At 55.0% G+C, this 17,262-nt stretch carries 12 protein-coding genes and 2 pseudogenes; 6 read left to right on the top strand and 8 right to left on the bottom strand.

The window, feature by feature from the left end:
* Positions 1–13: 13 nt before the first annotated feature.
* The 3 genes from QCE79_RS21765 to QCE79_RS21775 form a co-directional block, all read right to left on the bottom strand.
* A complete protein-coding gene (locus QCE79_RS21765) occupies positions 14–1,504 on the bottom strand; it encodes a hypothetical protein (RefSeq protein WP_309847860.1) in 1,491 nt (496 codons plus the stop codon).
* A gap of 71 nt (positions 1,505–1,575) precedes the next feature.
* On the bottom strand, positions 1,576–3,885 hold the full coding sequence (locus QCE79_RS21770; protein ID WP_244831382.1) for a polysaccharide biosynthesis tyrosine autokinase: 2,310 nt from the start codon (positions 3,883–3,885) through the stop codon (positions 1,576–1,578).
* A gap of 476 nt (positions 3,886–4,361) precedes the next feature.
* Positions 4,362–5,861 (bottom strand): tyrosinase family protein, encoded by a 1,500-nt coding sequence (locus tag QCE79_RS21775; RefSeq protein ID WP_309847862.1) that lies wholly within the window; start codon positions 5,859–5,861, stop codon positions 4,362–4,364.
* A gap of 522 nt (positions 5,862–6,383) precedes the next feature.
* Here QCE79_RS21775 and QCE79_RS21780 point away from each other — a divergent pair.
* Positions 6,384–7,643 carry an oligosaccharide flippase family protein gene (locus QCE79_RS21780; protein ID WP_250468026.1) on the top strand — a complete coding sequence of 420 codons (1,260 nt, stop codon included), beginning with the start codon at positions 6,384–6,386 and terminating at the stop codon, positions 7,641–7,643.
* Between the two features lie 47 nt (positions 7,644–7,690).
* Here QCE79_RS21780 and QCE79_RS21785 read toward each other — a convergent pair whose 3' ends face one another.
* From QCE79_RS21785 to QCE79_RS21795, 3 genes are all read right to left on the bottom strand, one after another.
* Entirely contained in the window at positions 7,691–8,908 is a 1,218-nt protein-coding gene (locus tag QCE79_RS21785; protein ID WP_250527292.1) for a glycosyltransferase family 4 protein, read from the bottom strand.
* Positions 8,909–8,982: 74 nt separating this feature from the next.
* Positions 8,983–10,098: a glycosyltransferase family 1 protein gene (locus QCE79_RS21790; RefSeq protein ID WP_309847867.1), complete on the bottom strand. Its 1,116-nt coding sequence runs from the start codon at positions 10,096–10,098 to the stop codon at positions 8,983–8,985.
* A gap of 62 nt (positions 10,099–10,160) precedes the next feature.
* Entirely contained in the window at positions 10,161–10,343 is a 183-nt protein-coding gene (locus QCE79_RS21795; RefSeq protein WP_309847869.1) for a hypothetical protein, read from the bottom strand.
* A gap of 1,282 nt (positions 10,344–11,625) precedes the next feature.
* Here QCE79_RS21795 and QCE79_RS21800 point away from each other — a divergent pair.
* The 3 genes from QCE79_RS21800 to QCE79_RS21810 all read left to right on the top strand — a co-directional run bounded on the left by QCE79_RS21800 (position 11,626) and on the right by QCE79_RS21810 (position 14,196).
* Complete coding sequence (locus QCE79_RS21800) at positions 11,626–12,351, top strand: Crp/Fnr family transcriptional regulator (protein ID WP_244831387.1); 726 nt, start codon at positions 11,626–11,628, stop codon at positions 12,349–12,351.
* A gap of 73 nt (positions 12,352–12,424) precedes the next feature.
* Entirely contained in the window at positions 12,425–12,757 is a 333-nt protein-coding gene (locus QCE79_RS21805; RefSeq protein WP_250468029.1) for a hypothetical protein, read from the top strand.
* Positions 12,758–12,822: 65 nt separating this feature from the next.
* The gene (locus QCE79_RS21810) at positions 12,823–14,196 is read left to right on the top strand and encodes a UDP-glucose/GDP-mannose dehydrogenase family protein (RefSeq protein ID WP_250495276.1); all 1,374 of its coding nucleotides are present in this window, start codon (positions 12,823–12,825) and stop codon (positions 14,194–14,196) included.
* Positions 14,197–14,263: 67 nt separating this feature from the next.
* Here the strand turns inward: QCE79_RS21810 and QCE79_RS21815 are convergent, their stop codons facing one another.
* Entirely contained in the window at positions 14,264–15,442 is a 1,179-nt protein-coding gene (locus QCE79_RS21815; RefSeq protein WP_250527296.1) for a glycosyltransferase family 4 protein, read from the bottom strand.
* A gap of 426 nt (positions 15,443–15,868) precedes the next feature.
* Here QCE79_RS21815 and QCE79_RS21820 point away from each other — a divergent pair, with 426 nt between their 5' ends.
* Positions 15,869–16,750 (top strand): ATP-grasp fold amidoligase family protein, encoded by an 882-nt coding sequence (locus QCE79_RS21820; protein ID WP_309847876.1) that lies wholly within the window; start codon positions 15,869–15,871, stop codon positions 16,748–16,750.
* A gap of 69 nt (positions 16,751–16,819) precedes the next feature.
* Positions 16,820–16,938 (top strand): annotated as a pseudogene (locus QCE79_RS21825) (IS3 family transposase); the annotation flags it as partial.
* A gap of 93 nt (positions 16,939–17,031) precedes the next feature.
* Here QCE79_RS21825 and QCE79_RS21830 read toward each other — a convergent pair.
* A pseudogene (locus QCE79_RS21830) lies at positions 17,032–17,262 on the bottom strand (hypothetical protein); the annotation flags it as partial.

The raw sequence follows: 17,262 nt of genomic DNA on the forward strand, positions 1-17,262 counted from the left end.
TTAATGCTTGAGCTCAGGCCTTACGCCGCAGAACAAGATAGCTGAGATGCTTTTTTTCGCCGGTGCCGAGTGCGGCAGGCGTAGAAAAGCTCACGTTGATCTGACTGCCCTGACGCTTTTCGACCTGAGCCGTCGACACGGCGCCGGTAACCGCATCTACCAGCGATGCATCCAATCCGCCGCTTGCAAGCTTGCCACCATCGCTCAACTGTACGGTCGATTGTCCTGGGGAAGAGCCCACCAGGAGGATCAGATCGTTGTCCGAGTACAGCGCCTGAGGACTCTTGTCGTCGCTTGCCGTGACTTGGCCTGTATAGGGCGAAAGCGTGCCGCGAAGCGTCGAGCAGAGAACGATCAATGTGCGGCCGGGGACGTTATAGGTACGTGGCGTGCCACGCTTGGTGAGTCGGAATGGATCGTAGCCGTCCCAGTGATAAATCATCGAGACATATTTGTTCGGATCGTCCCACCCGCGCTTAAGCGCCCATACCGCGAAGGAAAAAAAATACTGAGGCAGGTAATGTGGATCGATCATGTAGCGGTCGCCGATCTCCGTCTGCCAGATGCCTCGGACCGTCCCAGGCTGCACGTAACGCGAGTAAAGGCTGTCCAGATCCTTGACGCTCATGTAGTGAGTGTCGAGATAATCGACATTGTCGATCATGCGAGTCTGGTAAGTGCCGCTGCGATATTCGAGCCACTTCACGTACGAATCCACGCCGCCTTGATCGGGCCAGCCGCCATAAACAACATAGCCTTTGTACTTCCTAATGATGGCTGCCGCCGGGAGATGGATCTTGTCTACATAGTCCTGCATGGCGCTGTCATAGCTGGACGAGAGCTTACGGTCCTTGTTATATCCCGATCCGTGCCAGAAAGTCGCCTGCGGCGATCCCCCCGACAAGCGCCCGGCCGCTTCATTCCAGATCTGGAAATACTTCACGTTGTACGGAGGCGCGCTGTACTTGCTAACGGCCGCTTCGACATATTTCTGCCAATAGCTCACGTCCTTAGGCGCGGATTTCGAATCGCCGTCAACGCTCGCGTTCCACTTCGGCGTATAGCCAAGATAGAGCAGCGTATGCACGCCGTTTTGATTGTTCCTTAAAATGCAGCTCGACAAGTCCACGTCGAAACCCGGACTCGTCTTCGAGACGTTCATCGCGTCGCTTGAAGAATTCGGCTGACCAGGTCCCACCGAGTCACGGCCCCAAGTCAATCCCATTTCGCGCCACATACAGATGTCGGTAGGCGTCTGAGGAAAACCATTCGAGCCGATGAGGTCCGTAATGCGTCGCGGTCCGGTGCTAAGGGCTGGACAATTGCCTTGCGCTTGTGAATTCAACGCGTGAACGCTTAGCGCCGGCGCTGCGCTAAGGCACGCCAGTCGCAAAAGCGTGCGTCGCTTTTCAAATAGCTTGGAAAATGCGCTTTCTGGGATCGAAGGATCGTTAGTCAAGGTATTCAGGCAAAGAGACTGTAATGCCGCGGGCAAGCCGCGCAAGGCAGCGACGAATGCTAGTCGCTAAGGCGGCTAGCATTCGCTGCAAGAAGAAACGCGATGTGCTTCGCTGCTTAGCCCGGTTGTGCCGCCGCCGCGGTGTCCGCCATGATGTAGCTATAGCTCTTGTCGCTACGGCGTATCGGAATAGCGTTGAAGACCGCGCCGAGCACGCGCGCGTCGGATCTCTCAAGCTTCTTGACCGTCTCCGAAATTTCCTTCTCACTCTGCAAGCCCGAACGCAGCACGAGTAAAGTGGCGTCGGCCTTGGTTGCAACGATAGAAGCGTCGCCCACCGCGAGCATCGGTGGCGTGTCGATGACGATCACGTCAAAGAGCGGTCTCAAGTCCCTCAATACATCATCGAACGATGTCTTCATCAAGAGCATGGCCGGATTTGCGCCGCGCGATCCGCATGACATGAATGAAAGGCCATCCACGCCTACAGAACGTACGACCGAGTGTAGATCACGATCGCCGCGCAGTACTTCATGTAGGCCGCCAGCGTTGCCTTGACCGAATAGCGATGCAAGACGTCCACGACGCATGTCGCCATCGATGAGAAGCACGCGATGACCGATCTCCGCAAGCACTGCCGCGAGATTAGCCGCGATAAAGCTCTTGCCAGCGCCTGGTGTCGGTCCGGTCAGACAGATGACTTTGTTTGGGATATGACTGAGGTCATTGAGTAGGGGCGAGCACACCTCTCTGATCGCTTCGACCGCCGGGTCTTGCGGGTATTGCGCGGCAAGCAACGCCAGATGATCGTCACGGAACGGATCAGCGCTTCTACGTTTGGACCGGTAGGGCGCCGCAATGCCAGTTGAACGCTTGCCCGGAATTCTCGATGAGCCGGAAGGCAAGGCGAGCCGTTGGGCAGCGCTCTTCGAATACATCATCTGATGCTGGCTGAAATAGACAGCACCGATGAGCGGTACGCTAAGCTCTTCGATGTATGACGGGTCAGTCACGCCAGTCATGACGTGCTTGCGGATGAAGACCGAGAACACGCCAAAGATGAGCCCGACAAACACACCGCCACCAATCACGAGAAGCCGATTAGGTTTGACCTGATGCAAAGGCGTGATGGCGTAGTCGACAATATGCGCGCCACCTGTCGAGCTCGCACGCCGCACGGAGAGCTGCTCCGACTTCTGCACCATTCCAAGGTAAATCGTTTCGGCAACTTTGGCGTCACGTTCAAGATCGAGGCTCTGGCGCTCGGAGGACGGCATCTCGGAGAAGCGCGTGTCCAGCGTCGACATTGCGCGCTTGAGATCGTTGAGCTGATCGTCGATATTCACTATCCAGCGGCTGCTCGGCTGGAAACGATTCAGGAGCTGAGTCCTCTCCATCTGCAAAGCTGCATATTGCTTTTGCAGTTCGATGCCACCTTGAAGATACGCTTGCGACTCTGCGGTCGGTTGCAATGCCTTGGCTTTGGAACGGTATTCGTTGAGCGCCAGTTCCGAGCGCTTGAGATCCGCCTTCAATCTCGGCAATTCCTGATTGATGAACTCCAACGTGGCGCTGTCCGAGCGTTGCTTCGCGGCCACCGCGGTGGCAATGTACTGATCGACAAGTGAGTTCGTCACTTGAGCCGCTTTCCAAGGGTTGCTGTCGAGGAATGTAAATTCGATGACGCCCGTGTCTTTAGCCATGTCCTGCACTTGCAGCAGGTCGGTGAAACGCGCTACGGCATCGCGCGAGTTATAGCGGATCAAAGTGAAGTCGGTACCCGGGCGAGCGACGATCTTCTTGATATCGAGCGATACACCGTTGGCGCTGGCCGGCTTGCCAGCGACGCCCGCAATGAGCAATTCGCCGGAGGGACCCGAAAGCTGATAATGCCCATCAGCACCTGCCGTCAAAGTGAATTTCTCTTCTTCCAGTTCATGCGGCACGTCGAACGAAGCAACCTGCAGTTGCTCGCCACCCCACGCGAATGAGCTGAGCCCAAGCCAAGGAGACGCGGGCCTTCCCGGCGTAGCCAATTTATTTGCGAGCGACCCGATAATAGGGATTTGCTTCGGAATCACGGCGACATCGAATCGATATTTTTCGATGACCGGCTGAAGCACGGATCGGCTCGTCATGACCGCCATTTCGGCGCCAGGAGACGGGTTCATCAATACTTGCGCATCCTGATTCTGCAGGGCGATGCCAAGCGCATTGGGCTCCGTTGGATCGACTCTGACCACCGCATCGCCCTGATATTGAGGCGTGGCGAGAAATGCATACGCGACCGCGATCAATGTGACGCCAAGCGCCACAAGGAGAATTTCCTTGTAATGATCTCTCATGAGAGCCAACATGGCGCGCACAGATAACTGGCCGCGCTCGTGGCTAAAATCAGGCATATGTGTGGCGACGGAGTCTTTCACGTGTATTTCCCGGAGCGTGGAACAGGATAGAAAGCTTACGAATGCCCGGTTAAAACCGGGCCGCACTATCACAAACGCGCTACGCGTGAGCGGCGATCAATCGCAAGACGAGGCTAAGCACGGGGAACCGCGCAAACGAAGACACGTTTGACCTTGGTTGGTCGCCGCGTCTTAGACGATCTTTCTTTCAAATTAGTGACCTTCGAAATAAAGAACTCTAAATGTCACATCAGAGCCAGGCTTTAACGCCTATCGTGCCTTTGAAGAGGCTGAACCTAATTTACCTTGGGAGAGTTTTTTGGAAATGTGGTCCTCCTCACACACGTACGGAAGCGCGCTTCGCGCAAGTTGCATTGACAAAATTTGCGCGCATACGGCAAACGCATGCCAGGCGGTTCTGAACCGGCCCGAAAAGGGATAAGTGAGGCGTCTTCATCTAAAAAAATAGAACGATAAACACGACGCCTCATAAGCATTTAATAGGCATCGCCCGGTTTGCGCGAGACTGCGGGCTGAACGATAAACGGCGCGTCGTTGGTTAATTCGACGCGAACTTCGCCTACTGTCATGACCTCGCCTTTTGCCGTCTCGGATCCGTTCACGCGCACTAAGGAAACGACATACTCTCGGGTCGCGCCAGCGCCCATCTTGGCAAGCGCCTCGGTTGCGGGAAATTCAAGCTCGACGTCGCCATGATGCGCAGCCCCGGCTATCTCGAATGGACCGAGCGTGCCAATAAAATAGGTGGATTTGGCGGTTTCGGCGTCGACCTTATCTGGCAAGTTGAGATAGACGTTATAGAAGTATCCGCCAGCAGCGCCTGCGCGCGTCAAGGCGAGTCCGTCGAAGACAATCTTGACCGACCGATAACGACTTGCAGGGACGGCTAGCGCCTGCGTTGCCGATGAGCTTTTAGCGTCCGTGGACGAGGCAATCGACGTTGCGGATAGTAAATCCTGAAGGTCTTGCGTCGAACTCGCTTCCGTCGTTACGCGAACGCTGACCGATGCTTCTCGTAGTGCCAAGCCTTTCACGCCGCCTATTGCGCGTCGTCCGGTGGCAAGCGTGCGTGCGGGTGTGGCGGCAAGGCTCACGAGTGCCGGGCGCGAGCGAAGCGGTGTGATTTGCGCCTGGACGCGAATAATGTGCGCTGCATTTGCCTGCGGCGGAAGCGCGGTAGGGCGATTGGTGTTGGCGTAATCGTAGCCAAGCGTGCGACGGTTCGAATAACAGTCGGACTTTTTGATGGTTAATCCCGTTGCATAGGTGAACGTGCCTGCCCAGTAAGCTGCAGTCGGAACAGGCATGGTTCTGCCATCAGGCAAGGCCCATGCATGCCAGAGGCGATCCACGTTTGCATGATGCAGGTAAAAAATAGGATCGCGCGGCGATTGCATTGTTGCCATGACGTTGCCGATCAGGTTGTGCACCGGATTGTGAGGCGCGGTTTCGAATTTTTCCTCGAAGGAGTTAGCGGTCCCGCGCTGAAAATTCACGGTCGTGGCGGCGAATGGCGACAGGTCCAGCGACGAGTACACATTGTTGTTTAGCCGCGGGCAGAAAAGCGGGTTGCCGCTAGCTGAATCGGTGAATTCTGGTGGGATGCTTGGTGTGTGAAACCAATCCCAGTACGGCAGCGTCAGAGCGTTGTCACCGGACACGATCCGCAACTGCTTCTCCAGGTAATAAAGATATCCGCGATGCCAAGCCAAAAAATATGGCATCTTATGCGGACAGTAATTAGCATGCACGTTCGCCCAGTACAGCCAGGAATTGGGACTGCTGGCCGTCTTGTTTGCCATCATGGTCTGCAGAGCGTTGATGAACGATCCATATTGTGGCGTCAGCTTGAATTGCTCCCATTCGAGGCGTACGTATGTCGTGGTAGCCAGCGCGTCTTGTGGAAAGGGAGCCACTAGTAGTGCGGACGCAGAGGCGCCCAGGAAAGTGCGACGATCAAGTTTAAGATACGACATCAGCGCTCCATAACGTAGTTTGCCTAAGTAATGCGGGTCCGTCGAAGCGCGATCTTGGTGCGCTTTTTCGTGTCGGAAGAGGTTCAGGCAAGGGCGGATCAGACGAGCCAAGGGCTCGATCAGCCTGCTTCGGGCGGGTGGCGACTTCGAACGTTCGCGTAGCCGAGGAATTGACGTGTTGATATGAAGTTCTACTGCATTCGATGCCGTTCTGATCGTACGGTCTCGCACACGACAAAGTGTTTTCACCGAGCTTTCGACACGAACAAATTTATACCGCCGCAGCCCCGCCCGTAAGCCCGCATAGTAGGGCTTGAATTTTTCGAACTTGTGTTCTTAACCGGCTAAGCGCACCTTTGCGAATGACGCAGTGCGATAGTTTGAAGGACTTAATGGTCTTTCATGCGATTTTTCGAGCGCTGCTTAGCGCGGCTGTGTCTGTCGCTGTTTGCCGCACTCATCGCGTGTGCTCGCCCGTGACTGGAATGCGACACGTGAAACCCTTCACGCTCGAGTACATATATGGCTTCTTCGTTCCGGAAGAATTTTGCGGTTTTGTTGCTTCTTCAGGTATCGACCTACGCGGTTCCACTGCTCACGCTTCCCCTGCTCACCCGCGTGCTTACACCGGAGGGGTACGGGCGCCTCGCGTTTGCGCTGGCCTTCATTAATTATTTTATTGTCTTGACGAACTACGGCTTTGGCTTAACTGCTACGCCGCAAATCTCCGTCAACCGCGCTAATCGCGAAGAGCGCTCTCGAGTCTTCTGGTCGACGCTTTGCGCGCAGGGTGTGGTCACGATTGGCGGCTTTACCATCTTGCTGACCCTGTCTTTCGTGTTTGACCGCCTTGCACAAGATCGCGAACTTCTCCTCCTAGGCTTTGGCCTTGCCGTTGGCGCGATGCTCACGCCGACGTGGTATTTCCAGGGCATCGAAGACTTGCGCATCACCGGCGCCATTGTCTTTGCGAGTCGCGTGCTGAGCGTTCCCGCGATGTACTTGCTCGTGCACAGTCGAGACGACATCTACTGGGCAATGGGCGTCAATTCGCTCGTACCTTTGATGTCGGGTCTGACCATCATGACGTACCTTTACTTTCGTCGTGAGCTCGACTTTGTTTCCGTATCGCTGGATTCGATTGCAAAGTCTCTCAAGGACGGCTGGAGCGTCTTCCTCGCGACAGCCATCAATGAATACAGCGCGTCGAGCAACACGGTGCTGTTAGCCCTTATCTCCGGGAACGTTGCCGCCGGCTACTTCGCTGCGGGCGATAAGCTGATCCGCGCCGCCATAGGGATCATGAGCCCGCTCAAAACCGCCGCTTATCCGCGCATCAGCTATCTCATGCATCATTCGCGCGATGCGGCTTTTTCCTTCTTGAGAAAAATGCTAGCGTTCCAAGGGACGGTTGTTGCGTTGATCTCTTTGACCATCTTTACAGCCGCGCCGTTGGCGGTGAAATTGCTTTACGGTCCGCACTATCAGCCTACAGTCGACGTATTGCGTCTCATGGCGTTCGTGCCGTTCCTGTCAGGTATTGCAGATGTCTTTGGCGTGCAGACCATGCTGCCTCTTGGAATGAAGTCGCAGTTTGGACGCGTGCTTTTGGGCGCGGCGGTTCTCAACGTTGCGCTTCTGACCGTTCTATCCACGTTCTTTGCGGAACTAGGCGCCGCTACAGCGCTTCTCACGGTGCAGGCATACGTCGCGATCGCCATGGCGACAACGCTCTATATGCAGCGAGTTCCGTTCTTTTTGAAGCAGGGCGTTCCCGAATGAAGCGGCAGGCGCCGCCTCGGCGAGATAGATTGTGCGATGGGGTTGCTTTAAGCGACGTTCTTGAGAACAGGCTTAGTCAACGCAGTTTGATAGACGTCGATATAGGCATCGACCATCGCGGCAACGCTAAAACCTTCGGCGTATTGGCGCAAGCGGTCGTGCAATGACGTGTCCTGCAGGAGCTTCACGGCATCGCGGAGTTTGTCTATAAGCGTGTGCGGCTGCTCCATATCGAAGAGAAGGTTGGAGCCCGGCTCGATTACCTCCGGAATTCCACCCGTGTTTGCAGCCACGACCGGCACGCCGTGTGAATAAGCTTCGACCGTCACGCGTCCAAAGGGCTCATTCCATTTCGATGGCACGATGAGAATGTCGATGGCTTCCAGAAATTCGCCAGGCTTCACTTGCCCCAGGAATTCGACGCGCGGGTCGGCATAGTTCTCTTTCAGCTCCCCGAGATATTCCGCATCGCCCTTACCACCGATGGCAAGCGTCCATTCGAGCGAATGATCCGCAAGAAGCTGCTCGAACAAAACCTCAAGTCCTTTTTCCGGCGAAACGCGTCCGAGCACGCCAAGCCGTACAGGGCCGCTCTCGTACTTTGAAACGCGCTTCATGGGAACAGCATCGTCCAGCGGAACATAACAATTGCTGATGACCTCGGTGCGCATCGCGCTTGGGAAGAAGCCATTATCGACGTGCTTCTGCAAGACAAATCTGCTTACGCCGACGGCCACGTCCACACTCGCGGATGCGGCACGCTTCGGTCCCGCATACAACGAGCACATGCCGCATTGACGCTCACAAGGTTTCGCACCGGAAAACATGGTGGACGTCGGGCACATGAGATAGTAGTCGCGAGCCGTATGCACTATAGGCACGTTGGCATTACGAGCCACGCGCCAGATGTCAATTGAGAGGCAGGAAAGGTTGCTCGTGTTGACTATGTCGGGCTTTTCCCGCGCAATGATATTCTTGAGCTTGCGCGACATGATCACGTTGTGCAGATCGATGGCGTGCCAGATGAGCTTGACGACAGACGAATGCTTCTTCGGTTTGTGCGGCCAATAAACATTGACCGAGCGAAGATGGTAGACCTTTACGCCGTTAAGTCTGCTGATCCGATCCACGCCGGCGCCTGTAGCGCAAACTACGCACACTTCCATTCCGGCCTTGACGAGACCCTCTGCAAGGAGTCGCGTCGATATCTCTGCCCCGCCGACGGAATCCGGATGATACAAAGTGTTCGCGATGAGTATTTTCACGGCATCCGCAGTAGTTGGTGTTATCGCTGATCAGGAAGCGTTCCGCAAGTCATCTGTAATACTACGGTATTTATTTAATCCTTGGTAGGTTGCGTCTTTAAGTAAAGCGCACTTTCGTGGCGTTCGCCATAGAGAATTTGCGCAAGCGCATACGCAGCGCGGTCCCACCTGAACTGGTTGGCTCGCGCGTATCCGCGTTGACGATGCCACTCGCGGACATCGTGTTGTGTGGTCATCACTTCGATCTTCGCAGCAATATCAGTGGCTGAAAACGGATCACAGTACATGGCCGCGTCGCCACAGACCTCGGGAAGCGAAGCTTCCGAAGACGTAATGACCGGACACCCGCAGCGCATGGCCTCCAGCGGCGGAAGTCCATAACCCTCGTACAAAGATGGGAAAACGAGGCAGGCAGCGCTTCCATACAGCGCCTTCAATTCGCCGTCCGATACAAAACCTGCCCAACTTACCTTATCTGATTGCGCGACGCCCTGCACGTCTTGTGCGGCGAAAACACGCGGATTTGCTCCTCCCGCCACGACGAACTTGATGTCGGATTTTTTTTCGAGCAGCTTCGTAGCATCGAGCACGCGCTGCAGATTCTTGCGAGGATCCAGGCTCCCGACCAGAACACAGAATTTCCCTTTCTCAAGCGATAGACGAGTGAGAATAGCTGGATCAGGCTCTATGCGATCCATGTGATCCGCGCCGGGACGAATAACCTCGACATGCGATTCCGCTAAGCCTAGATGGTGGCAAATGCGCCGTTTCGAGAAGTCCGATACGGTGAGAATCAGTCGGGTCTGCTTAGCGAGAACTGAAAACTTGAATCGGTACCAAAAAGAAAACCTCTTCGAGAATGCTTGAGGGACGTCGTAAACCGCCATATCGTGAATCATCACCAGTTGACGACGTTTGAGCAACGGCCCGGTATTGCACAAGCTGATCAGTGTGTCCTGCGCCGATTCGAGCGGTAAAACGACTTGCTCCCACAGGTTTCCCTTTAGCAGCTGCGGCAAACGCCCTTTGCGGCTGGCTAGTCCAAGGTCTTTGGCGTCGGGTGGCACCACGAGCGGCAGATCGCTCGGAGTCGAAGCCTGCGCCTGCACCGCCCGCGTCAATTCAAATGCAACGCGTTGCACGCCTGTGATGCGTTGAGATGCAAATTTGCCATTAATGGTAAACCCCATGGACCCCCCGTCAATACTGCGAATTATTCCGGTGCGCACCGGCTACGGTGTGGTACGAAGGCTTAGCGTTCGGCCACGGGAATTTGTGAACCTGCATTTGTCAGACGTTCCAATTCGGCCGTCTCAGCTATTTCAACCAAAAGCCGTAAGTCCGATACGAGAACGGCGGACGACCGCATGTTCAAGGCATCAGCGGTGTTAATCGACTTCCTAATTCGCTCCAGCGCAAATTGCACTGCTTTCATGGAAAGCTCTCCGAGGAAGATAACCATTGCTCAACGACGAGGAAGGCGAGTCCCGGACAAAATAGTCCGAGATGGAGGAGCCCAGCCCAGCGACACGTGCAGTTGGCGTCAGTGGTGCACGCGCATTGGTGTGATGAAGACACACAGGAAGTTTTTCTTGCCGCTATATTTGGCTCTGTGCGGGAAAACACTGACGTACATGCCGTACAAAAAAGCAAGCACTAAGAATCGTTTTGTTTCAAAACTGAAAAACGTTGCCGCTTTTTAGATCGTACGTTCACTCTTTAATGACTCCGCGCTTTACCTATACGCTTGGCGAAATCCCCTGATAAAATCGGCTTCATCCTTACATGTGCTTGACATCTTAAAATTGGTGGTCCCAACTAACGTTTTCGCGCAAAGGTTTGCGCGAAACTCATCAGACGGAAAGCATGTAGCTCGATCAAGCACGTCGGCCAATTAGTCTGATGAATGCGGCAGAGCGTATTTGTTGTTTTTTGTTGTAAGCAGACCCGATTTCCGCTAGCTGACTGGGCACCTGATACCTGAGTACTTGATCGCATAAAGCACTTTGCAGCTGGCACGCGTTTTATCGTACTCCTCATTGGTTGAACAAGACTTTTTTCGTTTTGATGGAATGTGAGCATTGAAATTTCGAGCGCTTTGGACTTTGGTGCCCTAGACCACATTGAACCTCGTAAGCAATCTACGATAGTTAGTAGGCCTAGGACCTGTTCTCTGGAGGTGCATTCGACTGATACGCAGCATTCGACAACATCTTTAGAGCAAAGTAGGGCGCCGCTCGTCTAAGGACGATCATGCGGAAAGTCAACAGCCCTATTGGACAACGCGTCGGTGCGAACGCTCCACCGTGTGTCCGCCGTCCCGCCAGTGCGAGATGCCGACGGTCTCCCTACAGAGGCACGCGGTTGGCCAATCTCGACTTGAAGGGATTTGGACTACGAACCTTCGTTCACGGAGTCGTCTATGTGGATCATCGACCGAGCGCGCGCATTCTTCGCTCTCATCGCTCGTGCGGCTTCAGTTGTCTGGGTGTTGTGCACATTTGTTTTTTTGGTCGTTCTCATGTCGCTTTTCAGCAAGTTGGAGCAGCGATCGGAAAGGTTGTCGAAATTCCGCCAAGACCGGAAGAATCGTCATCCGATGGGCGCAAACCCCTCCACCGTGCCCGCTAGCGGAAAGCTACGAGATTCGAACGAATAGCTGATTCACCTTCTAGAGCGCGTGTTGTTACGCGCCCCAAAAAAACGAGAGCGAGTTTATGCTGAATCTTCAATCGGATCTGCACGGAAATCATTTGTTGCGAGCGTTGCCACTGGAAGAATGGCAGGCGCTCGCACCCGATCTCGAGATCATCGAGTTGCGAGCGGGACAGGTGCTTTGCAATGCACATGACTCGTTTCTTCATGTGTACTTTCCGGCGTCCGCGGTCATCTCGCTGTCACATGCGTTGGACGGCAATTGCTCGGTCGAGATTGCAACGGTAGGGCGTGAAGGCATGGTTGGCGTGCCCGTTTTAACGGAAGGTGACACCATGCCCACGATGGTCACAGTGGAATGCAGCGGCACCGCGTACCGCATGGACGCGCATCTGCTGCGAGAACACTTGCAGCGCTCGCGGCTCCTTGATCGCCTTTCCATGCTTTATATCCATGCGTTCTTCACGCAGATCGCGCAGAACGCGGCATGCAATCGGTATCACTCGCTAAGCAGTCAACTCTGTCGATGGCTTCTGGTCGGGCTCGACCGGGCTTCATCGAATCAATTGCGCGTCACGCAGCAGCACATCGCCGACTTGCTGGGGGTGCGTCGCGAAGGCGTCACCGAAGCAGTCGGAAGATTGCACTCGCACGGCGTCGTGTATCAGACGCGCGGCTGCATTCGCGTTCTTGATCGCAAGGCGCTCGAAGCGCGTGCTTGCGAATGCTACGGTCTTATCAAGGCGGAGTTCAATCGCTTGCTACCGGCGACGATCACGACCCCGTAAAGAGAATGAGCTTGTCGCTTGCAAAAGAGCAGGTGCATCAACGAGCTTCAGACACCGAACAGGAGATGCTGTGATGGCCCGTGTGCTCATTCTCAATCTTGCTGCGTCATCGACGGACACCGCCGACAACGATCTAACCATGCCGGTCGAGATACGGAACGAAGCGGGATCGGTAATAAAGCGCGTGATACTCGCGAGGGCGTGGCCAACGAGAGTCGAATTGCCGGACGACTTCGAAACGCGTGGCGTTCCAGCCGATGAGGCAAAGCCGCCTAGCGGCCTGGCCGTAATCATCGTTGCAACAAAAACATACGGCGGTCAAGAAGCACAGCGTCGGCTCATGCTCATTGGTCGCTTTAGCCAGCATACCGTCGATTTCATGCTCGACGTCTCAAGAAGTGGTTAGTAAGGCCTTTTGACCGTCGCGCCGCTTAGACGGTCCCTTTTAACTTTTCTATTGTGAGCGGGCTTATGAAAGTAACCGTCGTTGGTACGGGCTATGTTGGCCTTGTTACAGGCGCATGCCTGGCCGAAGTGGGCAACAGCGTTCTTTGCATGGATGTCGACCAAGAAAAAATTGATTTGCTTAACCGGGGCGGCATTCCCATTCACGAGCCAGGACTCAAGGAGCTGATTCAGGGCAACGTGAAGGCAGGACGAATCAGCTTCACGACGAGCGTCGCCAAGGCGGTAGAGCACGGAGACGTACAGTTCATTTGCGTAGGTACGCCACCTGATGAAGATGGTTCCGCAGACCTTCAATACGTATTAGCGGCTGCCGAGCAGATTGGCAAGTACGCGCAAGGTTTCAAGACGATCGTCGACAAGTCGACCGTTCCGGTCGGCACAGCAGATAGAGTCACTGACACCGTGCGAAAAGCGCTTGATGCCAGGGGCGTAAATCATCAATTCTCGGTCGTGTCTAATCCTGAGTTTCTGAAGGAAGGCGCAGCCGTTGTCGACTTCATGCGCCCGGACCGGATCGTACTTGGCTGCGCGTCCGATACCTCGGGCGAACGCGCGCGTGCCATGCTCACGCGTCTTTATGCGCCATTCAATCGAAACCACGAACGTACGATGTATATGGACGTGCGCTCCGCCGAATTCACGAAGTACGCTGCTAATGCAATGCTTGCGACGCGTATCTCGTTCATGAACGAGTTGGCGAATCTTGCCGACATGGTGGGCGCGGACATCGAGGCAGTGCGGCGTGGTATAGGATCGGACCCGCGCATCGGCTACGATTTTCTTTATGCGGGTTGCGGCTACGGTGGCTCGTGTTTCCCTAAGGACGTGCGTGCATTGATTCAAACAGCGCATGAGTACGGCCGCGATCTGCAGATACTGAACTCGGTGGAGTCGGTGAATCATGCGCAAAAGGACGTGCTTGTCAGCAAGGTCTGCGCGCGGCTTGGCGAGGACCTGACGGGGAAAACACTTGCGGTTTGGGGGCTGGCCTTCAAGCCGAACACCGACGACATGCGCGAAGCACCGAGCCGCAGGCTGATTGCCGAGTTGCTCAAGCGAGGCGCGACCGTTCGTGCATACGATCCGGTTTCTTCGGATGAGGCGCAACGGGTGTTCGCGCTCGACTTGGCAGACGACCCTTCGTACGGCGCAAGGCTTAAATTTTGTAGCAACCAGTATGAAGGAGTGAAGGACGCCGACGCGCTTGTAATCGTCACCGAATGGAAAGCGTTCAAGAGCCCCGATATCGCAGCGCTGCATGCTGGTTTGAAGAAGCCGTTAATCTTCGATGGGCGCAACTTGTTCGATCCCGAGAATATGGCGGAGCTGGGCTTTGTCTACGAGGCCATCGGTCGGCCCACGGTTGAGCCGAAGTAATCGCTAAAAGATAAAGGCGTTGCGGGTTGATTACTCGCAACGCCTTTTTCGCATCCGAGGTGTTCGGTCACACTTGCGACTCGGTCACCGCTACATTGCTTCGACTTGGCACAGGAGCCACTTCTTTTTCGGCACGGAAACGAGCAAGCCTGACTTCGATGAACGCCGAAAACGACGCCTTGAATTTTTCGGTCGAAAATCTTTCGGCATTTTCGCGGCATGCGCGCGGATCGAACAGATGCGCGTTGCGCTCAAAGCGCTCGATGGCATCGATAAGCGACTCACACGTTGGCTCCTTGAAGAAGAGGCCTGTGGGGCGTTCGCGTGGCAGGCCGATCACCGTCTCCAGTGCGCCGCCTTTGCCGAACGTGACGACCGGCGTGCCGCATGCTTGGGCTTCTATGATCGATATGCCGAAGTCCTCCTCGGCCGCATACACGAAAGCGCGCGCGCGCTGCATGTGGTCACGCAAGACCTCGAATGACTGATAGCCGAGGATCTCGACGTTCGGACCTGCGGACGCACGAATCTTTTGCATGTCGGGACCGTCCCCGATCACGACAAGACGCCGCTCCGGCGTGCGGGAAAACGCCTTTACGATAAGGTCGATGCGCTTGTACGGTACAAGTCGCGATGCGGTTAAATAGAAGTCATCTTTCTGTGTTCGCATGGGAAGTGAACGCACATCGACCGGAGGATAAATCACAGTCGAGTCACGTTGGTATGCCTTCCTGATACGGCGCGCGATGAAGTGCGAATTGGCGATCAGATAATCCACGCCGTTGGTCGAGCGTGCGTCCCATACGCGAATATAGTGCAGCAAAAGCCGCGCCATGACCGACTTCAACCCCTTGGTCAGGCCCGCTTCGTTGAGATATTGATGCTGTAAGTCCCAGGCATAACGAACCGGCGAGTGAACATAGCTGACATGAAGCTGATCCGGTCCGGTAATTACTCCCTTGGCAACCGCGTAAGAGCTGGAAATGATGAGATCGTAGCTTGAAAGATCGAGCTGTTCGATTGCTATAGGCATTAGCGCCAGATAAGACCTGTAGCGCTTTTTTGCAAAGGGCATTTTTTGAATGAAGGACGGGTGTACTTTGCAATCCTTGACGCAAGCGCGGTCTTTAAGAAAGTCAACGATGGTGTAAATCTCGGCGCCTGGAAAGCACTCGATAATTTGCTGCAGAACTTTTTCCGCGCCTCCAGACACCACGAGCCAATCATGGACAATCGCAATTTTCACGGTTTTCCCTCGTTTAGAGAAACGAATGAGGAGACTTTCTTGGGCTTAAGGCCTTATGGTCCTAGGTAGAAATCCCAATTTTTGTGGTGTACCTAACACTTCGATGGCCGCCAACGAATTGCAAGGGAATCCTCAAAATAGGTGAAATTGTTTCGGGCGTTTTGCCCTGCCGCGTATATCGTTTCCAGTAAAGAATGACCGGACGTCGTGCTTAAAAACGCAGATCGTACGTCTGTTGGTTAGCGCACAACGTCGAGCATTCGAGCTGTTCATACTGTCGTCAACCAATCGAAAGTTTCGAGAGTTCTTCCTTGCATGATCGTGCATTCACAAGACGAGGTCACCGAGTAAGGTGACGCAGTGGCTTGTGGGCTCGAATGGATGGATCACAGCAAGCGTTACATAGAAATTCTTAAGGAGAGAGGGATGTCGCTTCCGAGGAGACTGTTCAACGGTGCAAAGGGGTGGCTCCCTGATACCGCGTATCTCATGCTCTACCATCGTCACAAGGTAGGACGTTTTCCCAACGTGCGCGCTCCCGAGACGTTCAACGAGAAGATTCTTTACCGGTGTCTTTTTCCGGACCCCCGGTATGCGGACCTTGCGGACAAGCTCAACGTGCGCGACTACGTTCAGCGCAAGGTCGGTGAGCAATACCTGACCGAGATAATCGCCACACCAGAGAGGTTCACCCGCGAGGAGTTCGATTCTCTGCCGACAAGCTTTGTGATGAAGGCGAATCACGGTAGTGGTTTCGTCAAGCTAGTTCGCGACAAGGCCGAGACGTCCTTCGAGGAGCTCGACGCGCTTGCGCGCGAATGGCTGATCACCGACTTCTATCGCATAGCGCGGGAGCGTCACTATCGGACCATCAAGCCGCGCATTTTCTTTGAAGAGCTTTTACTCGATTCCAGCGGTGCCGTTCCTGCTGACATCAAGATCCATTGCTTTTTTAACGGAAGAGACAGCCAGCCCACGATTTACATCGCGCTCATTTCGGACCGGTTTGGCGAGCATCCACGTGGCGACATGTATGACGGGAACTGGAACCGGCTCGATATTGCGATCGGCCACTATCCGCGTAGTGAGGTCGCGGCGCCGCGACCGCAGTGCTTTGACGAGTTGATCTCGGTCGCCGTTAGCCTTGCGGAAGGCTTCGAATACGTGCGGGTAGATCTTTACGCGCCGGACGATCGAATCCTCTTCGGCGAGTTGACCTTCACGCCGGGTGCAGGCGTGTTTCCCATGCATCCGGATATCGTCGATTATGAGTGGGGGAGGTTGATGGAGGTTAAGGGGGTGGGTTAGATCGGTCGCTTATGCCTTTGCCCGGGCGTCGGGCGAAGGCTATGCGCCGCCTGCTTGTACCGCAGCACCGATCAATTCATTGAGGCCGTTGATTCGTACATTCGCTGGTACACGAGAAGCGGATCGAGATCTCGCTTGGCGCACTCAGTCCGATTGAATACCGGGCGAGCCTCGGGCTGACGATATAAGGCAGTCCAAGAATTCCGCCGCATCCCAAACACGACACTAGGATACTGCCGCAACACGCATGTCGAGGCCAATTTGAAATGTCCGATATTCGGCTAAATTGAAATGTCCGGTTTGGGGTCGGTTCCTGCTTCCAAAGAAGACAGTTTCCCCACCGAGGCTGCCCGCATTTCGGCACTTCTGAGCATCATCGCGTTCAGGTCGATCTGCTTGAGTTCGCGTTGCTTGCGCGTGTTGTTGGCGCGCATCTTCGGGCGCACCTCTTCGCCCCGATTGGTGCGTGAGGGCGCTGACTTGATAGGGCGATTGTCGCGCTCCATCTGCAC

The sequence above is a fragment of the Caballeronia sp. LZ003 genome, assembly GCF_031451465.1.
In the GTDB taxonomy this organism is placed as follows: Bacteria; Pseudomonadota; Gammaproteobacteria; order Burkholderiales; family Burkholderiaceae; genus Caballeronia.

Bases quoted from the DNA above. Each gene is read 5' to 3' on its own strand.
- QCE79_RS21775 (WP_309847862.1), bottom strand. From the start codon at position 5,861: ATGTCGTATCTTAAACTTGATCGTCGCACTTTCCTGGGCGCCTCTGCG.
- QCE79_RS21780 (WP_250468026.1), top strand. From the start codon at position 6,384: ATGGCTTCTTCGTTCCGGAAGAATTTTGCGGTTTTGTTGCTTCTTCAG.
- QCE79_RS21790 (WP_309847867.1), bottom strand. From the start codon at position 10,098: ATGGGGTTTACCATTAATGGCAAATTTGCATCTCAACGCATCACAGGC.
- QCE79_RS21795 (WP_309847869.1), bottom strand. From the start codon at position 10,343: ATGAAAGCAGTGCAATTTGCGCTGGAGCGAATTAGGAAGTCGATTAAC.
- QCE79_RS21800 (WP_244831387.1), top strand. From the start codon at position 11,626: ATGCTGAATCTTCAATCGGATCTGCACGGAAATCATTTGTTGCGAGCG.
- QCE79_RS21805 (WP_250468029.1), top strand. From the start codon at position 12,425: ATGGCCCGTGTGCTCATTCTCAATCTTGCTGCGTCATCGACGGACACC.
- QCE79_RS21810 (WP_250495276.1), top strand. From the start codon at position 12,823: ATGAAAGTAACCGTCGTTGGTACGGGCTATGTTGGCCTTGTTACAGGC.
- QCE79_RS21820 (WP_309847876.1), top strand. From the start codon at position 15,869: ATGTCGCTTCCGAGGAGACTGTTCAACGGTGCAAAGGGGTGGCTCCCT.